Annotated in this window: 21 protein-coding genes and 1 tRNA gene; 5 read left to right on the plus strand and 17 right to left on the minus strand. The window is 71.5% G+C overall.

The features are described from left to right. Positions 1–11: 11 nt before the first annotated feature. Both Q9S36_RS22150 and Q9S36_RS22155 read left to right on the plus strand, forming a co-directional pair. Positions 12–659 carry a GntR family transcriptional regulator gene (locus Q9S36_RS22150; RefSeq protein WP_311287019.1) on the plus strand — a complete coding sequence of 216 codons (648 nt, stop codon included), beginning with the start codon at positions 12–14 and terminating at the stop codon, positions 657–659. A 21-nt stretch (positions 660–680) separates the two neighbouring features. Then, positions 681–1,718, plus strand: a complete 1,038-nt coding sequence (locus tag Q9S36_RS22155; protein ID WP_311287020.1) for a 1-aminocyclopropane-1-carboxylate deaminase — start codon at positions 681–683, stop codon at positions 1,716–1,718. 19 nt (positions 1,719–1,737) lie between these two features. On the opposite strand, the gene Q9S36_RS22160 is transcribed toward Q9S36_RS22155, so the two are convergent. Next, positions 1,738–2,583: an SMP-30/gluconolactonase/LRE family protein gene (locus Q9S36_RS22160; RefSeq protein ID WP_311287021.1), complete on the minus strand. Its 846-nt coding sequence runs from the start codon at positions 2,581–2,583 to the stop codon at positions 1,738–1,740. 30 nt (positions 2,584–2,613) lie between these two features. Further along, positions 2,614–3,465: a helix-turn-helix transcriptional regulator gene (locus Q9S36_RS22165; protein WP_311287022.1), complete on the minus strand. Its 852-nt coding sequence runs from the start codon at positions 3,463–3,465 to the stop codon at positions 2,614–2,616. A gap of 86 nt (positions 3,466–3,551) precedes the next feature. On the opposite strand from Q9S36_RS22165, the gene Q9S36_RS22170 reads away from it, so the two are divergent. Continuing rightward, a complete protein-coding gene (locus tag Q9S36_RS22170; protein ID WP_311287023.1) occupies positions 3,552–4,481 on the plus strand; it encodes an alpha/beta hydrolase in 930 nt (309 codons plus the stop codon). An 18-nt stretch (positions 4,482–4,499) separates the two neighbouring features. Here Q9S36_RS22170 and Q9S36_RS22175 read toward each other — a convergent pair whose 3' ends face one another. The 5 genes from Q9S36_RS22175 to Q9S36_RS22195 form a co-directional block, all read right to left on the minus strand. Continuing rightward, complete coding sequence (locus tag Q9S36_RS22175; RefSeq protein WP_311287024.1) at positions 4,500–5,666, minus strand: amidohydrolase family protein; 1,167 nt, start codon at positions 5,664–5,666, stop codon at positions 4,500–4,502. Positions 5,667–5,814: 148 nt separating this feature from the next. Next, positions 5,815–6,459: a response regulator transcription factor gene (locus Q9S36_RS22180; RefSeq protein ID WP_311287025.1), complete on the minus strand. Its 645-nt coding sequence runs from the start codon at positions 6,457–6,459 to the stop codon at positions 5,815–5,817. After that, entirely contained in the window at positions 6,456–7,631 is a 1,176-nt protein-coding gene (locus Q9S36_RS22185) for a sensor histidine kinase (RefSeq protein WP_311287026.1), read from the minus strand. The genes Q9S36_RS22180 and Q9S36_RS22185 overlap by 4 nt, the downstream gene beginning before the upstream one ends. A 3-nt stretch (positions 7,632–7,634) precedes the next feature. Beyond that, entirely contained in the window at positions 7,635–9,755 is a 2,121-nt protein-coding gene (locus Q9S36_RS22190) for an MMPL family transporter (protein WP_311287027.1), read from the minus strand. 119 nt (positions 9,756–9,874) lie between these two features. After that, a tRNA-Thr gene (locus tag Q9S36_RS22195) sits at positions 9,875–9,947 on the minus strand. A 129-nt stretch (positions 9,948–10,076) separates the two neighbouring features. Here Q9S36_RS22195 and Q9S36_RS22200 point away from each other — a divergent pair. Next, entirely contained in the window at positions 10,077–10,520 is a 444-nt protein-coding gene (locus Q9S36_RS22200; RefSeq protein WP_311287028.1) for an OsmC family peroxiredoxin, read from the plus strand. On the opposite strand, the gene Q9S36_RS22205 is transcribed toward Q9S36_RS22200, so the two are convergent. The 5 genes from Q9S36_RS22205 to Q9S36_RS22225 are packed head-to-tail and all read right to left on the minus strand — an operon-like array spanning position 10,492 to position 15,548. Then, complete coding sequence (locus Q9S36_RS22205) at positions 10,492–10,680, minus strand: DUF6767 domain-containing protein (protein WP_311287029.1); 189 nt, start codon at positions 10,678–10,680, stop codon at positions 10,492–10,494. The two genes, Q9S36_RS22200 and Q9S36_RS22205, sit on opposite strands and share 29 nt — an antisense overlap. 49 nt (positions 10,681–10,729) lie before the next feature. Then, entirely contained in the window at positions 10,730–12,289 is a 1,560-nt protein-coding gene (locus Q9S36_RS22210; RefSeq protein WP_311287030.1) for an alpha/beta hydrolase, read from the minus strand. Then, the gene (locus Q9S36_RS22215) at positions 12,286–13,443 is read right to left on the minus strand and encodes a DNA polymerase III subunit delta' (RefSeq protein WP_311287031.1); all 1,158 of its coding nucleotides are present in this window, start codon (positions 13,441–13,443) and stop codon (positions 12,286–12,288) included. The genes Q9S36_RS22210 and Q9S36_RS22215 overlap by 4 nt, the downstream gene beginning before the upstream one ends. Further along, positions 13,440–14,078: a dTMP kinase gene (gene tmk / locus Q9S36_RS22220; protein WP_311287032.1), complete on the minus strand. Its 639-nt coding sequence runs from the start codon at positions 14,076–14,078 to the stop codon at positions 13,440–13,442. The genes Q9S36_RS22215 and tmk overlap by 4 nt, the downstream gene beginning before the upstream one ends. A 48-nt stretch (positions 14,079–14,126) precedes the next feature. Then, the gene (locus Q9S36_RS22225; RefSeq protein ID WP_311287033.1) at positions 14,127–15,548 is read right to left on the minus strand and encodes a hypothetical protein; all 1,422 of its coding nucleotides are present in this window, start codon (positions 15,546–15,548) and stop codon (positions 14,127–14,129) included. 121 nt (positions 15,549–15,669) lie between these two features. Here Q9S36_RS22225 and Q9S36_RS22230 point away from each other — a divergent pair, with 121 nt between their 5' ends. After that, positions 15,670–16,371: a hypothetical protein gene (locus tag Q9S36_RS22230; RefSeq protein ID WP_311287034.1), complete on the plus strand. Its 702-nt coding sequence runs from the start codon at positions 15,670–15,672 to the stop codon at positions 16,369–16,371. 3 nt (positions 16,372–16,374) lie between these two features. Here the strand turns inward: Q9S36_RS22230 and topA are convergent, their stop codons facing one another. The 5 genes from topA to Q9S36_RS22255 form a co-directional block, all read right to left on the minus strand. Further along, entirely contained in the window at positions 16,375–19,152 is a 2,778-nt protein-coding gene (topA, locus tag Q9S36_RS22235) for a type I DNA topoisomerase (protein ID WP_311287035.1), read from the minus strand. Between the two features lie 64 nt (positions 19,153–19,216). Next, the gene (locus Q9S36_RS22240; protein ID WP_311287036.1) at positions 19,217–19,558 is read right to left on the minus strand and encodes a DUF3140 domain-containing protein; all 342 of its coding nucleotides are present in this window, start codon (positions 19,556–19,558) and stop codon (positions 19,217–19,219) included. Between the two features lie 79 nt (positions 19,559–19,637). Further along, positions 19,638–21,116, minus strand: coding sequence for a class I SAM-dependent methyltransferase (locus Q9S36_RS22245; RefSeq protein WP_311287038.1), 1,479 nt, complete (start codon positions 21,114–21,116; stop codon positions 19,638–19,640). Between the two features lie 76 nt (positions 21,117–21,192). Continuing rightward, positions 21,193–23,520, minus strand: coding sequence for a sodium-translocating pyrophosphatase (locus tag Q9S36_RS22250; protein ID WP_311287039.1), 2,328 nt, complete (start codon positions 23,518–23,520; stop codon positions 21,193–21,195). 152 nt (positions 23,521–23,672) lie between these two features. Continuing rightward, positions 23,673–24,008: an anti-sigma factor antagonist gene (locus tag Q9S36_RS22255; RefSeq protein ID WP_311287040.1), complete on the minus strand. Its 336-nt coding sequence runs from the start codon at positions 24,006–24,008 to the stop codon at positions 23,673–23,675. Between the last annotated feature and the right edge of the window lie 101 nt (positions 24,009–24,109).

Below are 24,109 nucleotides of genomic sequence, written 5' to 3' on the forward strand. Positions count from 1 at the left end.
CAATACGTCGCATGCCGATCCCCGCCGCCTCGCCCCCGCCCGACCGACGGCTCCTGCGCGACGACGTGTACGGCCGGCTGCGCGACGCCATCATCGACGGCACCTTCGAGCCCGGCGAGCAGCTCCGTGACGCCGAGCTCGCGACCTGGCTGGGCGTGAGCCGGACGCCGGTGCGCGAGGCGCTCCTGCGGCTCGGCCAGACCGGGCTGGTGGTGGCTCGCCCCGGGCGGTCGACCACGGTGAGCACGATCAGCGAGCGGGCGGTCCGCGAGGCGCGTGACGTGGTGGCCGCGATGCACGAGCTCGCGGTCCGCGAGGCCGTGCCCAGCCTCACCGACGAGGACGTCGAGCGGATGCGCGAGGCCAACAGCCGCTTCGAGCAGGCGGTCCTCGCCGGCGACGTGGACGCCGCGCTCGCCGCCGACGACGAGCTGCACGGGGTGCCCGTCGCCGTGTGTGGCAACCAGTCCCTGCTCACCGTGCTGGAGCAGTTCACCCCGGTGCTGCGCCGTGCCGAGCGACTGCGGTTCGCCTCCATCGACGGCCGCGACTCCGTCGCCCGGCACGCGGAGCTGATCCGCCTCTGCGCCGCGGGTGACGTCGAGGGCGCGTCGGCCATCGCCTTCGGGACCTTCCACGAGCTGTCGCCCGAGGGCTAGCCTCTGCGATATATTGCATGCATGATCCTCGACCAGTTCGAGCGCCACCCGCTCACCTTCGGCCCGTCCCCCGTCCACCACCTCGCGCGGCTCACCGCGCACCTCGCCGCCCAGGGCGGTGGGGCGCAGGTCTGGGCCAAGCGGGAGGACGTCAACAGCGGCCTGGCCTTCGGGGGCAACAAGGTCCGCAAGCTGGAGTACATCGTCCCGGACGTCCTCGCCTCCGGCGCCGACACGCTCGTCTCCATCGGCGGCTACCAGTCCAACCACACCCGCCAGGTCGCCGCGGTCGCCGCGCACCTCGGGCTGAAGTGCCGCCTGGTGCAGGAGAAGTGGGTGCCGTGGGACGACCCCACGAACACGCAGGTCGGCAACATCCTGCTCAGCCGGATGATGGGCGCCGACTCGCGCCTGGACCCCCACGGGTTCGACATCGGCATCCGCGACTCGTGGAAGGAGGCGATCCGCGAGGTCGAGGAGGCCGGCGGCACGCCGTACGCCATCCCGGCGGGGGCGAGCGAGCACCGCCTCGGCGGCCTGGGCTTCGCCCACTGGGCCTTCGAGGTCGCCGAGCAGGAGAAGGCGCTCGGCGTCACCTTCGACACCATCGTGGTGTGCACCGTCACCGGCTCGACGCACGCCGGCATGATCGCCGGCTTCGCGGCCCTCGAGGACCTCACCGGCGTACGCCGACGCGTCCTCGGCATCGACGCCAGTGCGACGCTGGAGAAGACCCGCGACCAGGTCGGGCGGATCGCCCGCCACACCGCCGAGCTGATCAAGCTCGGCCGCGACCTGCGCGACGACGAGGTCACCGTGCTCGAGGGCTGGGCCGGCGACCTCTACGGGATCCCCGTCGACTCGACGATGGAGGCGATGGCGCTCGGCGCCCGGCTCGAGGCGATGATCACCGACCCGGTCTACGAGGGGAAGTCCCTCGCCGGCCTCGTCGACCTGGTCACCTCGCGCGAGATCCCCCGCGACTCGCACGTGCTCTACGCCCACCTCGGCGGCCAGCCGGCGATCAACGCCTACCACTCGCTCTGGCCGGGGGCCTAGGGACCGACAGCTCCGCGACTCACCCGGCGTAGGGCGGTGCCGCAGGAGCGGACCGCTGGAGGTTGACCCAGAGGGACGCGCCGTCGAGGTCACCCGGGCGCGCCAGGCCGTGCCGTGCGGTGGTGACCAGGGCCGGTCCGCCGGCCGGGTCGAACGCGATGCTGGTCGGCTGGCTCGTCGGGAGCGGCACGACGGCGGCGAGCGAGCCGTCGGTGTCGTAGCCGTGCAGCCGGGAACCGCCCCACAGCGCGCTCCAGAGCATGCCCTCGTCGTCCAGGGCCATCCCGTCCGGACTGGCGTCCGGCACCTGCGCGAACCTCTCGAGGGTGCCCAGCTCGCCGGTGGCGACGTCGACCGGGCCGCGACGGATGAGGCCGCGGTCGCTGTCGGCGAGGTAGAGCCATCCTCGCTCGTGGTCGATCACCGGCCCGTTGGGGATGGTCAGCCCCTGCAGGACGCGCGTCAGGGTCCGGTCGGGCTCGAGGCACCACAGGGAGCCGGCGCCCGGCTCGGCGTCGTACGCCATCACGCCGAACCACAGCCGTCCCGTCACGTCGGTGCACGCATCGTTGACCCGCATCGCTCGCGGGTCCAGCCCGGTGTCGATCACGACCGCCTCGCCGTCCTCGTCCAGGAGGCGTACGCCGGTGCCCGCCACCAGCGCCAGGCCTCCCCCCGCGCGCGGCGCCGCGGCGCCCAGCGGCACGTCGAGGGCGAGCAGCTCGGCGATCCCGGCGGGCCCGACCGAGAGCAGCCGCCCGGCCATCAGGTCGACCTGGACGGGGCCGTGGACCGGGCCCGACGCCCACCAGCGCGCGCCCTCGCCGAAGTCGATCGCCGGCATGTCGACCGGCCGCACTGTCATGGCCGCCAGTCTGCCCGAGCCTGCGACGACTCAGCGCGCCTCGTCCATGCGCTGGGTGCCGATGACCGACAGCAGCTGCAGCGACGCCTCGTCCGGCGAGCCGGGCTCGGCGGTGTAGAGGACGAGCTGCTGGCCCTGCTCGGTGATGTCGAAGGTGTCACAGGCGACCGTGACGGGACCCACGACGCGGTGGTCGAACGTCTTGACGAGAGCCGGTTGCGCCGTGACGTCGTGCAGCTCCCAGAGCCGGGCGAACTCCTCGCTGCCCTGCTGCAGCTCGGCGACGAGCCTGCCCAGCTCCGGGTCGTGCGGGTAACGCGCGACGGCCACGCGGAGCCTGGCCGCGGCGTAGCGCCCGAACTCCTCGAGGTCGGACACACCGTAGAGCCGCTGGCCGTGCCGGTGCGGCCCCAAGAACAGGCGACGGGCCAGGTTGCGTTCCTGGCGCGCGAGCGCCGAGAAGTCCTCCATCAGCGCTGCCGCGAGCGGGTTCCAGGCAATCACCTCGAAGGTCGCCGAGGTGACGAGCGCGGCGGCGTGGGGCACGCGGTCGATCAGCTCCAGGACGCTCGCGCGCACCTCGCGCGACGGACCCAGCCGCTCGGCCACCGGCGAGCCGGCGAGCCGGTGGAGGTGGTCCCGCTCGGCGTCGTCGAGCCGGAGGGCGCGCGTGAGGCCGGCCAGCACCTCCCGGGACGGCCACGGCGCACGCCCCTGCTCGAGGCGGGTGTAGTACTCGGTCGAGATGAACGCCAGCTGGGCGACCTCCTCCCGGCGCAGTCCCGGTGTACGTCGCCGGGTGCCGGCCGGCAGGCCCACGTCCGCGGGGGTGATGCGCTCCCGCCTGCTCCGCAGGAACCCTGCCAGCTCGTCCTTGTCCACGACTCCAGTGTGCGAGGCGATCACGGTCCGTGACAGGTACAGGGTGTGTCTGGTTGCGTCCGCCCGCAGACGGCACGGTCGATGCCATGACTGCGACACATGACCCACGCGTCACCGAGACGCTCCAGAAGATGGCCGACAGCTTCGTCGACTGGCCCCGCGCCCCGATCCACCACCGACCGTCGGAGGTAGGTCTGGACTACGAGGACGTGACCTTCCCGTCCGAGGACGGCGTACCGCTCGAGGGGTGGTTCATCCCTGCCCCGGGCTCGGACCGGTTGGTCATCGCCAACCACCCGCGTTGGTTCACCCGCGCCGGGCTGCCGTCCCACCTCGAGCCGTGGCGCTCCATCGCCGCCGCGACGGGCAACGACTTCGAGGTCGACTTCGTGCCTGACTACAAGCTGCTCCACGACGCCGGCTACCACGTGCTCGCCTACGACCTGCGGAACTTCGGCCAGAGCGGCACGGGCAACGGCGGCGTCTTCACCGTCGGGAACTTCGAGTCGCGCGACGTCATCGGGTCGTTGCGCTACGCGCGGAGCAGGCCCGACCTCGCCGGAGCGCGCATCGGCCTGTTCAGCCGGTGCGTCGGCGCCAACGCCACGATGAAGGCCATGACCCGCGCCCCCGCGGAGTTCGACGACGTGCGGTGCATGGTCACCCCCCAGCCGTTGTCCGCCGGGGTGTCCATGGGACGCGCCCTCGAGCGGTTCGGGATCCCCGTCGAACGGATGCCGGAGCTCGATGAGCTCGTCTTCCGCAGGACGAGCTTCCACATCGACGAGATGTCGCCGGTCCCGTGGGCGAGCAGCGTGCGGGTGCCGACGCTGCTCTACCAGGTGCGCGACGACGTCTACACGCATCCGAGCGACGTCCAGGCGATCCACGACAACATCGCCACCGACGAGAAGGACCTGTTCTGGATCGAGGGGACGACGCGCCGATGGGACGGCTACGCCTACTTCCAGCGGGAACCCGACCGGATCCTCGAATGGTTCGACCGCTACCTCTGACGGGCGAGCCGGAGCCTGTCAGATCGTGATGCCGAACAGCTTCTCGGCGTTGCGGAACGCGATCTTCTCCTTGTCCTCGCGTGGCAGGTCGACTGCCCGGAACCAGTCGGTCCCCTCCTTGATGCTGTCGATGAAGGGATAGTCCGTCGCGAACATGACGCGGTCGACGCTGATGTACTTCAGCAGGAGGTGGAGCAGGTCGTCCTGGAAGAACGCGCTGGTCGTGAACCAGAAGTTGTCCTGGAAGTACTGCTCGACGGGCTTCTCGAGCGACTTCTGGGTCGGCTCCCCCATGTCGTTGGCGATCCGCTCGTAGTAGAACGGCAGGCCTTCGCCCATGTGGCCGATGACGATCTTCAACCGGGGGAACCTGTCGAAGACCCCGTAGGTGATCATCCGCACGGCCTGGACCAGCACCTCCTGGTGCCAGCCGAGCCCGGACCCGCTGAAGATGTAGTCCTGGTACTCCCTGGTGTACTCCGGCCGGGTCGTCGCGTAGTAGGTCCGGTAGACGGCGTCGGACGGGTACCCGGGATGCAGGTAGATCGGGACGTCAAGGGCCTGCGCACGCGCCAGGACGGGCTCGAAGTCGGGATGGTCGAGGTACCTCGAGGTGATGTGCCCGTTGGTCAGCGCGCCCAGGAACCCGTCGTCGCGAACACACCGTTCGAGCTCGTCGGCCGCCGCCTCGGGGCTCTGCAGGGGAAGGGTCGCGAAGGCCTGGAAGCGGTCCGGGTGCTCGGCCATCGGGCCTTCCACCAGCTGCCGGTTGAGACGACGGGCGAAGTCGATGCCCTCCCGCCCGGGGACGTTCTGCACCGAGGGCGTGTGCGCCGAGAGGATCTGGACGTCGAGTCCCCCTTGGTCCATGTCGCGGAGGCGACGTTCGCCGAGGTCAGCCAGACCGATCTCGGTGAGGAAGGCGATGTGATCCTGGTTGAGGGAGTTCAGCCTCATCAGCTCGGGGGTCGAGAAGGTCTCCTCCGTGCCGATGAACCTCAGGTCCTCGTCACGGAGCCAGATGTCCCTCTCCGTGAGGGAGCCCTCGGGCTCCACCGGGTCATTGCCGCGTCCTGCGAGTGCCGACGCGGACCATCCCACGCCGGCGCCGAGTGCGGCCGCGCCTGCGACGAAGCCGCGTCGCCCCATCAGCGGTCGTGCTGCGTCGTGTTCGGTCGGGCTCATGTCCGTTGTGCTCCTTGGTTGCGAGGGCCTGACAGCTCGTAGGTCCACGCTCGCAGCCCGCGCTCCGCGAATCGTCCGCCCAGGGAAGACACCTCCCCGTACTCCGTGCGGAGTACGGGGAGGGAGCGCTGCCCGCTCGTGCGACGCGTCAGGCGAGTCCGGCTTCGTACGCCGCGATCACGAGCTGGACCCGGTCGCGGGCGCCCATCTTCGCGAGGATGCGCGCGACGTGGGTCTTGGCGGTCAGCGGGCTGACGACCAGCTCGTCCGCGATCTCCTGGTTGCTCAGGCCCGCGGCGACCAGGCGGAGCACCTCCCGTTCGCGCTCGGTCAGGCTGGCCAGCCGTTCGGGCGCAGCGACGTCGGGGCGACTCAAGGCGCGGGCGATGACCGCCCTGGTCGCGCCGGGCGAGAGCAAGGACTCGCCGGCGGCGACGGTGCGGATGGCGTCGAGCAGGACGTCCGGGCGGGTGTCCTTGGGCAGGAAGCCGCATGCCCCCGCGCGCAGCCCGCGCAGGACGTTGGTGTCCGTCTCGAACGTCGTCAGGATGAGGACCTTGCTGCCGCGCGATGCCTCGTCGGCGACGATCTGGCGAGTCGCTTCGATGCCGTCGGTGCCCGGCATCCTGATGTCCATCAGCACGACGTCCGGACCCAGGTCCCTGGTCAGCGTCACCGCCTCGTCGCCGGTGCCGGCCTCCCCGACGACCTCCATGTCGTCAGCCGAGCCGACCAGCAGCGCGAAGGCGCCGCGCACCAGGGTCTGGTCGTCGGCGAGCAGGACCCGGATCACGTCGGAGCCTGCCAGGTCTCGGGCAGCGGCAGGCTCGCCCGCACCTCGAACCCTCCCGACGTCACCGGCCCGGCGTGCAGCTCGCCACCGACGGCCCGTGCTCGCCCCGTCATCCCGGCGATCCCGAAGCCGTCCGGTGCCGCCATCGAGCCCGGGCGTGCGGGCCCACCGTCCACGACCGTGACCAGCAGCCGGGCGCCGTCCCGGGCGAGACGGACGCAGACGTGGTCGGCCTCCGAGTGCCGGACGACATTCGTCAGTGACTCCTGGATGATCCGGTAGGCCACGACCGACACCGTCGACGGCAGCTCGTCCGGCAGCCCGGTGGTCTCCAGGTCGACGCGGACACGGGCGGCCTCCGCCAGCTCCACCAGGCGCCGCAGCTCGCCGAGGTGCGGCGCCGGCTCGGTCGGTTCGGTGTCACCACCGTGCAGCACGTCCAGGACGGCGCGCAGCTCGTGCAGCGTGGCCCGGCTCGTGTCCGACAGGTCGTGCAGCGTGGTGGACAGCTCCTTCAGGGACGCGTCCCCGCGGTCCGGCAGCTGGTCGATGAGGTGCGCGGCGACGGACGCCTGGACGTTCGCGACGGCCAGGCCGTGGGCCAGGACGTCGTGCAGCTCGGCGGCGATCAGGACCCGCTCCTCGGTGACGCGACGCTCGACCTCGTCGGCACGCTCCTGCTCCAGCCGCGCGGCGACAGCGCCTCTCCAGCTCTCCCGGAAGCGGACCGCCAACCCGGCGAAGAAGGCCATGAGGAGCCAGCCGACGCCGAGGAGGGCATCGCTCAGCGCGCCCGATGTCTCGTCGGCGAGGACGGGCACCGTCACCGCGGCCACCGCCACGAGGGCGGCGATCGGCCTCCGGTGCGGTTCGCTGTGGCGCGCAGCCGCGAACGCCGCCACGAGCGAGGCCGGCATCGTGGCCTCGTGGGGATAGTCGAGGAGGTGGTAGGGCGTCGAGATGGCGAGGACGAGGAGGACGACGAGGATCGGCCGGCGACGGCGAGCCAGCAGCGGCACCGACATCGCGCCCAGCAGCACGATCGCCCACAGGTCCACCCGCCGCTCGCCGTCGAAGTCGACCACCTCGAGCATGGACGCGACGCCGACGCCCAGCACGAACGACCCCGCCGCCAGCAGCCCGTCGGCCACCGGCGGGCGAAGCGCCCTCATCGCTCACACGGGGACATCGACCCGCTCCTCTCTCGTGCGCCAGAGCTTGCTGGGCCACCAGATCCGCGGACCCAGCGACATCGTCAACGCAGGCACCACGACGGAGCGCACCAGCAAGGTGTCGATGAACACACCGACGGCGACCAGTATCCCCACCTGGATGAGCATGACGAGGGGCAACGTGGCCAGCACCGCGAAGGTCGCCGCGAGCACCATCCCGGCCGAGGTGATCACGCCACCTGTCACCGCGAGGCCACGCTTCGTGCCCTCCAGGGTCCCGTGCCGCACGGCTTCCTCACGCACCCGGCTCATCAGGAAGATGTTGTAGTCGACGCCGAGCGCGACCAGGAACAGGAACCCGATCAGGAGCACCGATGACTCCCAGCCGGTGAAGCCGAGCACGCGCTCGAACACCAGGTTGCACAGTCCGAGGGCTCCGAAGAACGACACCACGACGGTGGCCACGAGCACCAGCGGAGCCACGACGGCCCGCAGCAGCAACCCGAGGATGACGAGCACCACCAGCAGGATCAATGGGATCACGCGGTTGCGGTCGCTCGCGTTCGTCTCGTCCGTGTCCAGCAGCTCGGCACTCGGCCCGCCGACCAGCGCGTCGTCACCGGCCAGCTCCTGCAGGTCGCTCCGCAGCCGCTTGATCGTCGCCGTCTCGCCGGCGCTCTCCGGCGAGTCGACCGGGATCGCCGAGATCTCCACCCAGTCCTCGCTGGCCTGCCCCGTCGTGGCGCTGGCGACCCCGGGCGTGCTCCGGACGGCCGCCAGGACGTCGGCGCTCACGTCCGGCCGGCTCATCACGGTGACCGGCTGACCGCCCTGGCCGGGGAAGCGCTCGTCGATCAGCTTCGCTCCCACCACCGAGTCGGGTGTGGCACGGGCGAACTGGTCCAGCTGCGGAAGCGACCCGCTGGCACCGACCAGTCCGAGGGACAGGGCACCCAGGACCACCATCGGCACCGCCCAGCTCACGACGCGCCGTCGATCGACGAGCTCGCCCAACCGAGCCCACCGAGACCCTGACGCACGCGCCTCGGCCCCGAGCCGCGGCACGAACGGCCAGAAGATCCGGCGCCCGAGCACCACCAGCAGGGCCGGGAAGAACGTCAGCATGACCAGCAACGAGGCCCCGATGCCCGCGGCGCCCACCGGGCCGAGACCGCTGGTGCTGTTGAGGTCCGCAGCCAACAAGCACAGCAACCCTGCTGCCACGGTGCCGGCCGAAGCGGCGATGGCCGGCCCGGCGCCGCGCAGCGCCGCCAGCATGGCGTCGGCCGGGCGCTCGTGTCGGTGCAGCTCCTCGCGGTAGCGGGACACCAGCAGCAGGGCGTAGTCGGTGCCCGCACCGAACACCAGCACGATCAGCAGCGCCGAGCTCATGCTGGTGATGGTGAAGTCGAAGACCTGCGTGAGTGCGTACACGGCGCCAATCGACGTGACCGCCGCGACCCCGACCGCGACGAGCGGGACGAGCCAGAGCAACGGACTGCGGTACGTCAGGATCAGCAGGAGTGCCACGACCACCGCGGTGGCGAGCATCAACGTCGCGTCGACGGAGTCGAACACCTCGTCCATGTCGGCCCCGATCGCTGACGGGCCGGTGACGTACGCGTCCAGACCGTCCGGTCGGTCCGCCAGCACCTCGCGGGCATCCGCCACCGTGGTGGCCTCGGCCTCGTCGGTGGCCCACCGGCTGTTCAGGGGCAGCGCGAGGACGAGCGACGTCCCGCGACTGGACGCCGCGATCTCGGGAGCCGTCACCGGCCGGTTGCCGAAGCGCTCCGCCAGCTCGGTGTAGTGCCGCGCCGCGGCCGCCCGATCGCCCGGCCGGATGCCGTCGGACCGTTCGTACACGACCACGAGCAGACCGTCGCCACCGTTGGGCAGACCGGCCTCCGCCGCGAGCACCTCGGTCGACTGGGCGCTGGCCGGCAGGTAGTCGGCCTGGTTGTCGCGAGTCACCGAGTCGAGCCTGCCGGCCAGGGACAGGCCGCCGACCACCATCCCCACCCATGCCGCCAGCACGAGCCAGGGCAGCACCCTCCTGGGGCGCGGTCTCCTTGCCCCGGTGTCACCAGTCGTGGGGCTGGGCGCTTGCAGCTCGGTCGTCATGACGAGCAGGGTTCCAACCCGGCGGGGACCGGCGCGTCCCCCCACGGCAGACACCTCGCCGTACTCCGCACGGAGTACGTGAAGACTCCCCCGGGGTCTCGGGTCCCCGGGGGAGTCGGAGCCGCCTGTCGGAATCGAACCGACGACCTAATCATTACGAGTGATTCGCTCTACCGACTGAGCTAAGGCGGCGTGGTCCTCGAGCGTGCTCGACGGACCGCGGGCGAGTATACGGAGCCGGTGCTCCCGGACAGAAATCACGGGGTGGGGAGCACCGGCTAGGTTCGGTAGCGACCGCACCACCCCACCTCAGGAGGCACGATGCCCACTCGCTCCGCACGCACTGCCTGGAACGGCGGACTCCAGGACGGATCCGGTCAGGTCGAGCTCTCCAGCTCCGGGGCCGGGACGTTCGACGTCAACTTCCCCAAGCGCGCGGCCGACGACGCCGACGGCACCACCAGCCCCGAGGAGCTCGTGGCCGCCGCGCACTCCGCGTGCTACGCGATGTCGCTGTCGAACCTGGTCACCGAGGCCGGCGGCACGGTGCAGGCCCTCGACGTGAAGGCCGACGTCACGCTCGGCGCCGACCAGGAGGCCGGCGGCTTCAAGCTCACCGGCATCGTGCTGACGGTGCGCGCCGAGGTCGACGGTCTCGACGACGCGGCGTTCAAGGACGCTGCCGACAAGGCGAAGGCCGGGTGCCCGATCAGCAAGGCGCTCGCGGCCGTGCCGATCACCCTCGACGCCGCCCTGGAGGGCTGAGCGCGGCCTCGCGCCGCAGCTCGGCGAGCCGGTCGCGGAGGTCGGGGTCGCGCATGACCTCCGCGACCGTGGGGCAGTCCTGCGGACCCGTCGCGCCCGGCACGCACAGCGAGCAGAAGTCGCCCGGGCGCAGGGGGCACCGGGCGGCCACGGTCGTCATGCGACCACGCTAGGCCGCGGGCTCACGACGACGTAGGGCCGAAGGTCCCTCAGCAGGTCGTGCCGTCGTCGGGGACGGTGCCCTCGACGAGGTAGTCCTCCACGGCCTCGTCGATGCACTCGTCGCCGGAGTTGTAGGCCGTGTGCCCGTCGCCGTCGCGCTCCACCAGCACGCCGGACTCGAGCTGGGCGGCCAGCGCCTCGGCCCACTTCATGGGCGTCGCGGGGTCGCGGCTGGTGCCGAGGACGAGGATCGGGGCAGCGCCCTCGCCCCGGATGTCGAGCGGCTCCTCCGACGAGGTCACCTCGATGCCGCGGCACCCGGTGAGGCCCCAGGCGAAGACTTCGCCGAAGGTGGGCGAGGCCTCCTCGAAGGCCGCGAACTTCGACGGAACCCGGCCGAACCCGATCGACCTCGGGTCGTCGAGGCAGTTGATCGCGTAGATGGCCTCCATCGAGTTGTCCTTGTAGGACCCGTCGCGGTTGCGGGAGGAGTAGAGGTCGGAGAGCTCCATCAGCGCCGAGCCCTTGCCGTCGAGCGCGGACGCGAGGGCGGTGCTCAGCACGAACCAGTAGTCGCGGTTGTAGAGCGGAGCGACGATCCCGTAGAAGGCGTTGCCGACCTCGAGCTCGCGGTCACCGGCGGGCAGCGGCTCGTCCTCGACGGACTCCAGCAGGCCGCTGATCGTCGCCAGGCCCTCGTCGACAGAATCGCCGAGGAAGCAGTTGTCGGTCGAGTCGAGGCAGTTCTGCACGTAGGCGCGCAGCGCGGTCTCGAAGCCGGCGGCCTGGTCCAGCGACATCGTCTCGGGGTCGAGCGAGACGTCGACCGCCCCGTCGAGCACGAAACGCCCCACCCGCTCGGGGAAGAGCTCGGCGTAGGTCGCGCCGAGCTTGGTGCCGTAGGAGGCGCCGAGGTAGGTCAGGGCCTCCTCGCCGAGCGCGGAGCGGAGCACGTCCATGTCACGCGCGGTCTCGATCGTGGTGACGTGACCGAGCAGCGGTCCGGAGCTCTCCAGGCAGGCCGCCCCGAACCCCAGGACGGTCTCCTGGTAGTCCTCGACCTCGTCGGGGGTGTCGGGCGTCGGGTCCGCGGCGATGTAGGCGTCGAGCTCCTCGTCGCTGAGGCACTCGATGGGGGCCGACCGGCCGGTGCCGCGCGGGTCGAAGCCGACGACGTCGAAGGCCTCGAGGAGCGGCTTGCGGAAGACCATCCCAGCGGCGGCGGCGTACGACGTCCCGGGGGCTCCCGGGCCGCCCGGGTTGACGACCATCGAGCCGACGCGCGCGCCGGAGGCGGGGACCCGCAGCAGCGCGAGGTCGATCGTCTCGCCCCGCGGCTCGGAGTAGTCGATCGGCACGGTGAGCGTGCCGCAGTCCTGGTCGTCGTCGCCCGCGCAGGGCTGCCAGTCGATGCGCTGGGAGTAGAACTCCTCGAGGGCGGGCCTCGGCGCCTCGGTGACCGAGGCGGGCGGCGGGGTGGTCGGCGAGGGCGTCGGCAGCACGCGCGGCGCGTCGTCGGTGCCGTCGCCGCCGAGAGCCACGCCGACCGCGACGGCAGCCGTCAGCACCAGGGCGAGCACGGCCACCAGTGCGAGGACCCGCCTCACGCGCGCACTCCCGGCAGGCGCAGCGCGACGGTCATCGACTCCAGCGCCAGCTGGGGCGGCACGTTGAACTCCAGCATCTGCTCGCGGGCGGTGAAGATCTCGTCGATCATGCGCAGCAGCTGCTCGGGCGACGCGGCCCGGGCGACCACCTCGACGTCGCCGCGCAGCTCCTCGTTGACGAGCTCGCCGGGCGCCCCGACGGCCAGCGCGATGGCATCGCGGTAGACCGAGACGAGGTCCATCAGGCAGCGGTCGATGACGTCGAGCACCCGACGCCTGGCCTTCTGCTTCTGCAGCTTCTCCAGCGCCGCCAGCGCGGCGCGGTAGGCCCGGCTGGTGGTGTCCTTGCGCTCGCTGCCGAACATCGACTGCAGGCCCTCGAGCTCGCGCCGCTCGGTCTCGTCGGTGATCGCCGCGGTCTCCTCCTTGGCGATCTCGGCGAGGTTGGTCGCCGCCGTCATCACCGCACCCAGGGAGGTGAGCCGCGCCGGGAGGGAGACGACCTCGCGGCGCCGCCGCCGGGCGTCCTCGTCGACGCAGAGCGCCCGCGCACGGCCGATGTGGCCCTGGCTGGCCCGCGCGGCGAAGGACGCCATGGTGGCGTCGATGCCCTGCCGCACGAGGAAGCCGCTGACCTCCGGAGCGGTCGGGGTGGCGAGGGTGACGTGGCGCGAGCGGGACGCGATGGTCGGCAGCACGTCGGCCCGCGTGGGAGCGCACAGCAGCCACACGGTCTTCGGAGTCGGCTCCTCGATCGCCTTGAGCAGGGCGTTGCCGGTGCGCGGGTTCTCCGGGGTGCCGAGCCGGTCGGCGTCCTCGACGAGGATGATCTGCCAGCGACCCAGCGCGGGGAACTTCGCCGACGCCTGGACCAGGGACCGCATGTCGTCGACGTAGAGCACGGTCGTCTCGGAGCGTACGACGGTCACGTCGGGGTGGGACCCGCTCGTCACCAGCCGGCAGGCCTCGCACGTGCCGCAGCCGGTGCCGGTCTCGCACTGCAGGGCGGCCGCGAAGGCCCGGGCGACGTTGGAGCGCCCCGAGCCGGGCGGACCGGTGAACAGCCACGCGTGGGTCATGCCGTGCCCCGCCGCGGCGTCGCGGAGGGTGCCGATCAGGGACTGCTGGCCGACGAGGTCCTCCCAGACGGTCATCGCGCCCCCAGCAGCGGCTCGACCCGGGCCCGGATCGCGGCCGCGAGCTCCTCGATGGGCGCCCGGGCGTCGAGGACGAGGTAGTGGTCGGGGTCGCCGTCGGCGAGGTCGAGGAAGCCCTGCCGGACCCGCTGGTGGAACTCCAAGGACTGCCCCTCGATGCGGTCGCGCTCGTCGAAGCGACCGAGCCCCGCCTCGGGCTCGAGGTCGAGGACGACGGTGAGGTGCGGGCGCAGGTCGCCGGTCGCCCAGCGGGCGACGGCCTCGACCTCCGCGACCGCCAGCGTGCGGCCGGCTCCCTGGTAGGCCAGGGTCGAGTCGACGTAGCGGTCGGTGATCACCACCTCGTCGCGCGCGAGCGCGGGCAGCACGACGTGGTCGACGTGCTCGGCCTTGTCGGCGGCGTAGAGGAGGGCCTCCGTGCGGTCGGACAGGTCGCCGGTCGCCGGGTCGAGGACGATCCGGCGCAGCTCCTTGCCGACCGGGGTGTCGCCGGGCTCGAAGGTGAGCAGGACGGTGCGGCGCTGCTCGACGAGCCAGTCGTGGAGCAGGCGCGACTGCGTGGACTTGCCGGCGCCCTCGCCACCCTCGAAGCAGACGAAGAGCCCACGGTCGGAAAAAACCCCTCTGCTCACGCAGCACACCCTACGGGCGGGGTGGGACACGCACCCCGGACGCCCGCGTCAGCCGCGGCGGACCTTGATGGTCTGTCGGACCAGCACCTTCCTGGAGCCGGGTGCGGTGAGCTCGACGCGCACCTTCACGACGCGGCCCGGGCGGAGCAGCCTCATGCCCTTCTTCGACAGCCGCACCTTCACCCGGGCCTTCTTTCCGGAGGCCACGGTGTAGGCCTTCTGGCGGGCGAGGGCCTTGCCGCCCTTGGCGGTCTCGAGGCCGAGGCGGCCCGCGCAGCCCGCGACGTCGCGACCGCACAGCACGGGCACCCGGATCGCGCCCTTGCGCACCTTCGTCACGCCCTTCACCTTCGGGAGCGCGCCGACGGCCGCCGCAGCCGGGGCCGGGGGCGTGGGCGGGGCCGGGGTGGTCGGCGGGACCATCGTGACGCCGTCACCGAGGTCGATGTTGGTGGTGGCGAGCTGGTCGGTGGTGACCCGCACGATCGAGTTGTTCTTCGCGTCGGTGAACCAGATCGCCCCGTCCGGGCCGAAGGTCAGCGACGTCGGCTCGTAGCTGCCGACGGAACTGATCGCCCCCACGCCCGTGGCGGAGATGTGCCCGATGCCCGGCGCCGCACCGCGGTTGGTGAACCACATCTGCCGGTCCGGCCCCATCACCAGGTCGGAGGGCGCGGTGCGCGAGCCGGTGGACCAGATCTGCGTGGCCCCCGTGGCCGCGTCGAGGTAGCCGATCGAGCCGTGGGACGGGCTCGTGAACATGGTGCCGCTCCAGCTCCGGGTGAACCAGATCGAGCCGGTCGGCCCCGCGGCGAGGCCGTTCGGGTACGACGCGTCGCTCGGCAGGGGGTACGTCGTACCGCTGTTGGCGTCGGGACCCAGCCTGACGAGGGTGTCGAGGCCGGCGCCCTGGCACCACATGCTGCCGTCGGTGGCCTCGCCGAGGACGTCCTCGCACTCGGGCGCATTGGCGGTCCAGCTGTAGGGCTGGCCCGGGACGATGCGGATGACCCCGGACTCGTCGTAGTTCATCGTGATCCAGGCGGACCCGTCCCCGGCCACGCGGACCGCCCCGCCATAGGGGTAGGACCCCAGACCGTACTTCGTGGCGCTGCCCGTCGCCGGGTCCAGCCGCACCGCGTTCCAGCCCGAGTCGTACACGACCCACACGGCGCCGTCCGGCGCCACGTCGAGGTCCATCACCGAGGCCTCGTCGGTGGTGGTGGCGCCGAGGCCGTACTCGGTGACCTGGCCGGCGGGGGTGATGCGGCCCACCTTGTTGGCGTCCTCCTCGACGAACCACATGGTCCCGTCGGGAGCGGTGGTGATCCGTCCGAGCCCGGCGTTGCTGGTCGGCACCGGGAACACGCTCACGGCGGCATGGGCCGGCGCTCCGGCTTGGACGACCAGGAGCGGGCTGACGACGACCGCGAGCGCGGCAAGCACGGCGGTGCGGGCTGTGGTGGGCATGCGTCGAACGTATCCAGCCCGGCTCGGTCCGAAACAGCGACGGAGGGATGAAAGTCGTTCCGCCGGACGCTGCGCCGCAGCCGCTCCGGCCCCCTATGCTCCTGCGGAACGAGGGGGACGCATGACAGCGCAGGTGCAGGAGCGCCCGGCATCGGACGGACGAGCGGTCGGCCGGTGGGACCGCGCCGCTGCGTGGTCGCTGCTCGTCGTGGTCGCGGCGACGTGCCTCGCAGCCGTCCTGCTCGGCGAGCGGGAGGTCGACGTGTCGCACCTGCGGCAGGCGATCGGCGAAGGTGACGTGACCGACGTCCGGATCTCGGAGCAGCTTGCCGAGGGGAACATCGGCTACGGCCCGGTCGCCATCCGCTGGCGCGAGCACGGCATCGCGTACGCCACCACCGTCACCCAGGCGTCCAGCGAGCGGGAGGCCCGCAAGGTGCGGCGGCCGGGCGACGAGGTCGTGGTCGGCGACGTCGCCGACTGGCTGCGCACCAACGGCCGCGAGGTGACGGTCACAGGCCGGACGCAAGCCCCCTACGGCGGCACGTGGACGACGATCCTCGGCTTCCGTGCTCCCGGCTGGCTCGCCTTCGCCAGCCTCGGCACCGTGTGCGCGACGCTGCTCCTCATCGGCAGCATCGAACCGTGGCGGGCCACGCGGTGGGGCTGGGCTTGGCTCGTCCTGCTCACGCCGGTCGGCGTACCCCTGTTCCTGCTCTTCGGGGGCCTCACCGGGCTGCTGCGCCCGCGACCTGGCGCCTACCGCCTCACCGGCGGCTGGGCGTTCCTGCTCGGCTCGGTCGTCGCGGCGAACCTGCGCTGACCGTCAGGACTTCTTCGCGGCCTTCTTGGCAGTCGTCTTCTTGGCGGCCGTCTTCTTCGCAGCCGTCTTCTTGGCCGCGGTCTTCTTCGCCGGCGCCTTCTTCGCGCCCGTCTTGGCCGCCTTCTTCGCCGGACCGCGCTCACGGCGCTCGGCGAGGAGCTCGGCCGCGCGCTCGAGGGTGATCGACTCGACCGTGTCGTCCTTGCGCAGCGTGGCGTTGTACTCGCCGTCGGTGACGTACTCGCCGAAGCGGCCGGCCTTGACGACCACCGGCTGCCCGGAGACCGGGTCGTTGCCGAGCTCCTTGAGCGGCGGGGTGGCCGCGCCGCGCCCGCGCTGCTTGGGCTGGGCGTAGATCGCCTTCGCCTGGTCGAGCGTGATGTCGAAGATCTGGTCCTCGGAGGTGAGGCTCCGCGAGTCGGTGCCCTTCTTGAGGTAGGGCCCGTAGCGCCCGTTCTGCGCGGTGATCTCCGTGCCGTCCTCGTCGACGCCCACCACCCGCGGCAGGTCGAGGAGCTTGACGGCGTCCTCGAGGCTGACGGTGTCGACGGTCATCGACTTGAACAGCGAGCCGGTCCGCGGCTTGGCGCTCTTGGGGGCGTCGTCGGGCAGCACCTCGGTGACGTAGGGGCCGAAGCGACCGTTCTTGGCCACGATCTGGAGACCGGTGTCGGGGTGGTTGCCGATCACCTGCTCCTCGCCGGCGGGGTTGGCCAGCAGCTCCTTGGCCTTGGCCACCGTCAGCTCGTCGGGCGGCAGGTCGTCGGGGACGTTGGCGCGCACCGGCGCTCCGTCGCCGCCCTCGGGGTTCGGCCCCTCGACGTACGGGCCGTAGCGGCCGACGCGGAGGTTGATGCCGTCCTCGGGCGTGCCGATGGCGAAGGTCGCCATCTCCTTGGCGTCGATCTCACCGAGGTCGGTCACGAGCGTCTTCAGGCCGACCACGTCGCCGGCGCCGTAGTAGAACTCCCCCAGCTCGGTGGCGCGGTCGCGCTGGCCGTTGGCGATCTCGTCGAGCACGTCCTCCATCGAGGCGGTGAACTCGTACGACACCTGGCGCGGGAAGTGCTCCTCCAGCAGCCGCGTGACGGAGAAGGCCAGCCACGCGGGCACCAGCGCGGTGCCCTTCTTGTAGACATAGCCGCGGTTGAGGATCGTGCCGATGATCGAGGCGTACGTCGACGGACGGCCGATCTCGCGGTCCTCGAGCTCCTTGATCAGCGTGGCCTCGGTGTAGCGGGCCGGCGGCTTCGTCTCGTGGCCTTCGGGCGTCAGCGTCGCGACCGAGACCGGAGCACCCTCGGCGAGGTTGGGGAGGCGGGTCTCGGCGTCGTCGCGGCGCTTGGACGCGTCGTCGATGTCCTCGACGTAGGCCTTCAGGAAGCCGTGGAAGGTGATCGTGCGGCCGCTCGCGCTGAAGACGACGTCGCGGCCGTCCGCTGCGGCGCCGCCGAGGCGGATCGTCACCGAGTTGCCGGTGGCGTCCTTCATCTGCGAGGCGACGGTGCGCATCCAGATGAGCTCGTAGAGGCGGAACTGCTCACCGGACAGCCCGGTCTGGGCGGGCGTGCGGAAGGTGTCACCGGCGGGCCGGATCGCCTCGTGCGCCTCCTGCGCGTTCTTGACCTTGGAGGCGTAGGTGCGCGGGGAGTCCGGGAGGTACTCGGCACCGTAGAGCTCACGGACCTGGTCGCGGGCGGCGCCGATGGCCGCGCCGGACAGCGTCGTGGAGTCCGTTCGCATGTAGGTGATGAAGCCGTTCTCGTAGAGGCGCTGCGCCACCGACATGGTGACGCTGGCGCTCATCCCGAGCTTGCGCGAGGCCTCCTGCTGGAGGGTGGTGGTGCGGAACGGCGGGTACGGCGAGCGGCGGTAGGGCTTGGACTCCACCGAGCGGACGGCGTACGACGTCTCGCCCAGGCCGGTGGCCAGCGCCTCGGCGTCGGCGCGGGAGAGGTGGACCCGCTCCCCCTTGCCCTTGAGCACGCCGGTGTTGTCGAAGTCGGAGCCGCGGGCGACGCGGACGTCGTCGATGCTGTGGAGCTTCGCCGGGAACATCCGCGGGTCGTGGCCGGTGCCGGCGTCGAAGGTGGCGTCGAGGTCCCAGTAGGAGGCGACCTTGAACTTCATCCGCTCGCGCTCGCGGTCGACGACCAGGCGGGTGGCCACCGACTGGACGCGCCCGGCGGAGAGGCCGGACATGACCTTCTTCCACAGCACCGGCGAGACCTCGTAGCCGTAGAGGCGGTCGAGGATGCGGCGGGCCTCCTGGGCCTCGACGAGGTCGTCGTTGATCTCGCGGGGGTTCTCGACCGCAGCGAGGATCGCGGGCTTGGTGATCTCGTGGAAGACCATGCGGTGGACGGGCAGGCCCTTGGGCGGCTTGAGCTCGTCGAGGAGGTGCCACGCGATGGCCTCGCCCTCGCGGTCCTCATCGGTGGCGAGGTAGAGGGCGTCGGCCTCCTTGACCAGCTTCTTCAGCTTGGAGATGTGGCTCTTCTTGTCGCGGGGCACGACGTAGTAGGGCTCGAAGCCGTTGTCGACGTCGACCGCGAGTCGCCCCCACGGCTTGTCCTTGATCTTCGCCGGCGTGTCCGCCGCGTTGTTCGGCAGGTCGCGGATGTGTCCGATCGAGGACTCGACGACGTAGTCCTGGCCGAGGTAGCCGCCGATGGTGCGGGCCTTGGCCGGGGACTCGACGATGACGAGCTTTGCCACTTCTTCTCTGCTCCCTCTTGTTGCTGCCGAGATGTGCTCGGCGCCGCAACGGTAGCGCCACATCGGCAGATGGCCACCCCTGGAGGCGACTCGCCCGGTCCGGACCGGGCTCCGAGGGAGCCCCGCGTCAGCCCTGGGAGGGCTTCAGCGGGTCGTGGCCGAACGACATCAGCACGCGGCGTACGTCGTCGTCGTAGGCCTCCGGCTCGGGCTCGTCGCCGCGGATGGTGCGCACCTGCTCGACGACGTGGCGCATCGTGTCGACGTCGTCGGGCGTGAGGTCGGTGCGGCGCTTGCCGAGGATCTGGACGACTTGCTCACCGACCTCCAGCTCGGGGCTGTCGGGCGCGACCGCCGTGCCGCCGTCGGACGCCTCGACGACCATCCAGTCGGCGAGCTCACGCGAGGTCATGTTGACCACGGCGTGGAACTCCTCCCACAGCTCGTCGCTGACGTGTGACTCGGCCATCAGGTGTCTCCTCCATCGTCGTGGTGGTCGGGCGTGGTCCGGCAGTACCCCGTCGGCCGCGATGCACACGGCCGCCCGGTCAGGTCGTGAGGAAGCCCTCGGCGACGAGCTCGCGCACCACGGGGAGGTACGTCGCCCGGAGCTCGGCCTCGTCGCGCTGCAGGAGCGACCCCAGGGCGCCCAGCAGCGCTCCGACCGGGAGGTCGCCGTCGCAGGCGCCGAGGAAGGCCGCCTCGACGGTGTCGGCGGTGCGGGCACGGCGGAAGCCCCGCTGCTGGCGCAGCACGATCGCCTCGGGGTCCTCCGCACCCGGACGACCGACCGTCTCCTGCTGGACGTCCTCGCGGGCGCGCAGGGTGGTGGCCAGCAGGTCGTCGTCGGAGAGCCCCCGCAGGTCGGTGACGGCCTCGCCCCAGGCCCGGACGGCCGGACCGATGGGCTGCTCCACGTCGTAGGGCCACTCCTGGAGGTCGTGGCGCCCTCCCCCGCCTCGTCGGACGTTGATCCAGCCGAAGCCGACCCCCTCGATCCCCGTCTCCTCCAGCCACGAGAGCCAGGTGTCGTAGCGGGCGGCGTACTGCGGACCGCCGTGGTGACCACTGTCCTTGAGCCACAGCTCGACGTACGACGCCGGGTCGAGCGTCTCGCGCTGCACGACCAGCGCGTCGCAGTCGTCGCGCAGCCAGGAGGCGAGCCGCTCGTCCCAGGGCTGCCCGTCAAGGATCGCCCAGTTGGCGAGGACCTGGAGCCAGCCGCCGTCGGAGAGGTGCTCGGGGCCGGTGCGCACGATGTGCTCGACGACCCGGTCGCCGGGGAGGCCCGAGTCGCGGTAGACCAGCCGCTCGCCGGTCGCCGGGGAGATCACGAAGGGCGGGTTGGTGGCGATGAGGTCGAAGCGCTCGCCGGCCACCGGCTCGAAGAACGACCCGTCGCGGACGTCGACCTCGACCTCGTTGAGCGCGGCGTTGAGCCGGGTCATCCAGAGCGCGCGGGCGTTGACGTCGGTGGCGACGACGCGCGTGGCGTGGCCGGCCAGGTGGAGGGCCTGCACGCCGCAGCCGGTGCCGAGGTCGAGGGCGCTGCCGACCGGCTCGCGCATGGTGAGCTGCGCCAGGCTGGTCGACGCGCTCGAGATGCCGAGCACGTGGTCGGGGCCCACCGCGACGGGCGCCCCGTCGAGGCCCGGCGTCAGGTCGGAGACGACCCACAGGTCGCGGTCCTCGCCGTTTCCGGTGGCGGCGTAGGGCCGGCAGTCGGTCCGGGCGGCCACCTCGCTGACGCTCTGCTCGAGCAGCCCGGCGTTGCAGAGCCGGTCGACGAGCCCGGGCAGCGCCCGGTCGGCCTCGTCGCGGGTGACCGTGGTCTGCAGCAGGAACAGCCGCACGAGCGTGTCGAGAGGTGCGCCCGACGTCGTACGCCGCAGCGCGGGGAGCGTCTCGTTGCGCCCGAGGGCGCGGTGGGCGTCGTCACCGATCGCCTCCGCGACCCGGTCGTAGGTGAAGTCCGCGGCGATCAGTGCCTCGCGTAGGGGGGCGGCGACGTCGAGCTCGGGGCGCATGGCACCAGCCTCGCAGACGCGGCCCGCCACTCCCGGAGGAGTGACGGGCCGCGGCGCGCGTCGTGCAGGGTGCGGGTCAGGCGTGGTGCGGGGCGAACGACGACGAGCCGGCGTTGTCGCCGTCGTCGGCGATGGCCACCTCGCGCCGCTTGGAGATCACCACGGCCACGGTGATGATCGCGACCGCGACGAGGGCGATCACGATGCGGAGGGCGTCGTTCTGGTCCTCACCGACGCTCATCGAGACGATGGCGCTGGCGATGAGCAGCGACACCAGGTTCATCACCTTGATGAGCGGGTTGATGGCCGGGCCGGCGGTGTCCTTGAAGGGGTCGCCCACCGTGTCGCCGATGACGGTCGCGGCGTGGGCCTCCGAGCCCTTGCCGCCGTGGTGGCCGTCCTCGACGAGCTTCTTGGCGTTGTCCCAGGCGCCACCGGCGTTGGCCAGGAAGACCGCCATGAGCGTGCCCGTGCCGATCGCGCCGGCGAGGAAGCCCGCCAGCGCGGCCACGCCGAGGCCGAAGCCGACGGCGACCGGTGCCATCACGGCCAGGATGCCCGGCGTGATCAGCTCGCGGAGGGAGTCGCGGGTGACGATGTCGACGACCTTGCCGTACTCCGGACGACCGGTGCCCTCCATGATCCCGGGGATCTCTCGGAACTGGCGGCGCACCTCGAACACGACCGCGCCGGCGGCGCGGGCGACGGCGTTGATGGCCAGGCCGGAGAAGAGGAACACGACCGCCGCGCCGAGGAGCACGCCGACCAGGACGCCCGGGTTGTAGACGAGGAAGTTGAGCGCGGTCTGGTCGTCGTCGCTCAGCGCACCGGCGTCGAAGACCGCGTCGGCGACCGACGTCGAGTAGGAGCCGAACAGGGCGGTCGCGGCGAGCACCGCCGTGGCGATGGCGATGCCCTTCGTGATCGCCTTGGTGGTGTTGCCGACCGCGTCGAGCTCGGTGAGGATCTGCGCACCCTCCTCACTGACGTCGCCCGACATCTCGGCGATGCCCTGGGCGTTGTCGGAGACCGGGCCGAAGGTGTCCATCGCGACGATGACGCCGACGGTGGTCAGCAGTCCGCAGCCGGCGAGCGCGACGGCGAAGAGCGAGACGGTGACGGTCGCGCCGCCCAGCAGGAAGGCGCCGAAGACCGCGGCGCCGATCACCAGCGTCGTGTAGACCGCCGACTCGAAGCCGACGCTCAGTCCGGACAGGATCACGGTGGCGGGACCGGTGAGCGAGGTCTTGCCGACGTCCTTGACGGGGCGGTACTCGGTGCCGGTGTAGTAGCCGGTGAGGGCGAGGATGCCCGCGGCCATGACGATGCCGATGACGACGGCGAGGCTGGCGATCAGCCGGGGGTCGCCGCTCGCCTGCGCGATGTCGGCGCCGGTGACGTTCTCGAAGTCGGCGAACGAGCCGGGGAGGTAGACGTAGGACAGGACCACCGACGCGAGCGCGCCGACGGCGGCGGAGATGTAGAACGCACGGTTGATGGTGGTGAGGCCGTTCTCGCCGGCCCGCGGCTTGGTGATGAAGACACCCAGCACGGCGGTCAGCGCGCCGATCGCGGGGATCAGCAGCGGGAAGACCAGGCCGTCGTTGCCGAACGCTGCGGCGCCGAGGATGAGCGCGGCGACCAGCGTGACGGCGTACGACTCGAAGAGGTCGGCGGCCATGCCGGCGCAGTCACCGACGTTGTCACCGACGTTGTCGGCGATGGTCGCGGCGTTGCGCGGGTCGTCCTCGGGGATGTTGTTCTCGACCTTGCCCACCAGGTCGGCGCCGACGTCGGCCGCCTTGGTGAAGATGCCGCCGCCGACACGCATGAACATGGCGAGCAGGGCGGCGCCGAAGCCGAAGCCCTCGAGCACGTGCGGGGCCTCGTCCTTGTAGAGGAGCACCACGACGCTGGCGCCGAGGAGGCCGAGGCCGACGGTCGCCATGCCGACGAACGCGCCGGTGCGGAAGCCGATGGTCATGGCGGGGTCGCGACCCTCGGTCTCGGCGGCGGCCGCGACGCGGAGGTTGGCGCGGACGGCGAGGCTCATGCCGAGGTAGCCGATGGCGGCGGAGAAGGCGGCGCCGACCAGGAAGAAGACCGAGCGGCCGATCCTGACCGTGACGTCGTCGGCGGGCAGTGCGAACAGGACCACGAACGCCACCGCGGCGAAGATCCCGAGAGTGCGGAACTGCCGGGTCAGGTAGGCGTTGGCGCCTTCCTGCACGGCCTGGGCGATGGTCCTCATGTTGTCGGTGCCCTCACCGGCGGCCATCACCTGCGACCGGAACATCGCGGCCATCCCGAGCGCGCCGAGCGCGATCAGGGCGACGACGACGACCAGGACCAGGTTCCCACCTTCGAGCTCCGGCTTCACGACTGCGGGCAAGATCCCCGTCATCAGCGAGTCCTCCTGTGAATGAGTCAGAACGCGCCGGAGTCTACGCAGACGTGATCCGGATCACGTCGAAGGGTGACCCACGCCACACGGGGTGTTCGCACTGGAACGCGAAAAGCCCTCCGGACACATCCGGAGGGGTGTGGGCGCGGCGCTCAGGCGCCGGGGGCGAGGCCGACTGAGTCGTGGATGACGAACACCTTGGCGAGGCCGGTGATGCGGAAGATCTTGAGCAGGCGCTCCTGGGTGCACACCAGGTCGAGCGACCCGTCGTGGGCACGGACCTTCTTCAGGCCGCCGACGAGCACACCGAGGCCGGTGGAGTCGAGGAACTCGACGGCCTCGAGGTCGATGATGATGTCGTAGGTGCCGGCACCGACGAGCTCGGTGATGCAGTCGCGCAGCTTGGGTGCGGTGTAGACGTCGATCTCGCCGCCGACCGCCACGATGGCGCGACCATCCACCTCGCGTGTGGCAAGGGTGAGATCCACGACTGCTCCCCGGTTCCCGAAATCAGTTCGGACAGTACGCCTGCAGGACGCAGGGTGCGTCCCTAGTTCATTCGGGTGGTATCAAACCACGAGTCCCTCCC

It is taken from the genome of Microbacterium sp. ARD31 (assembly GCF_031844425.1).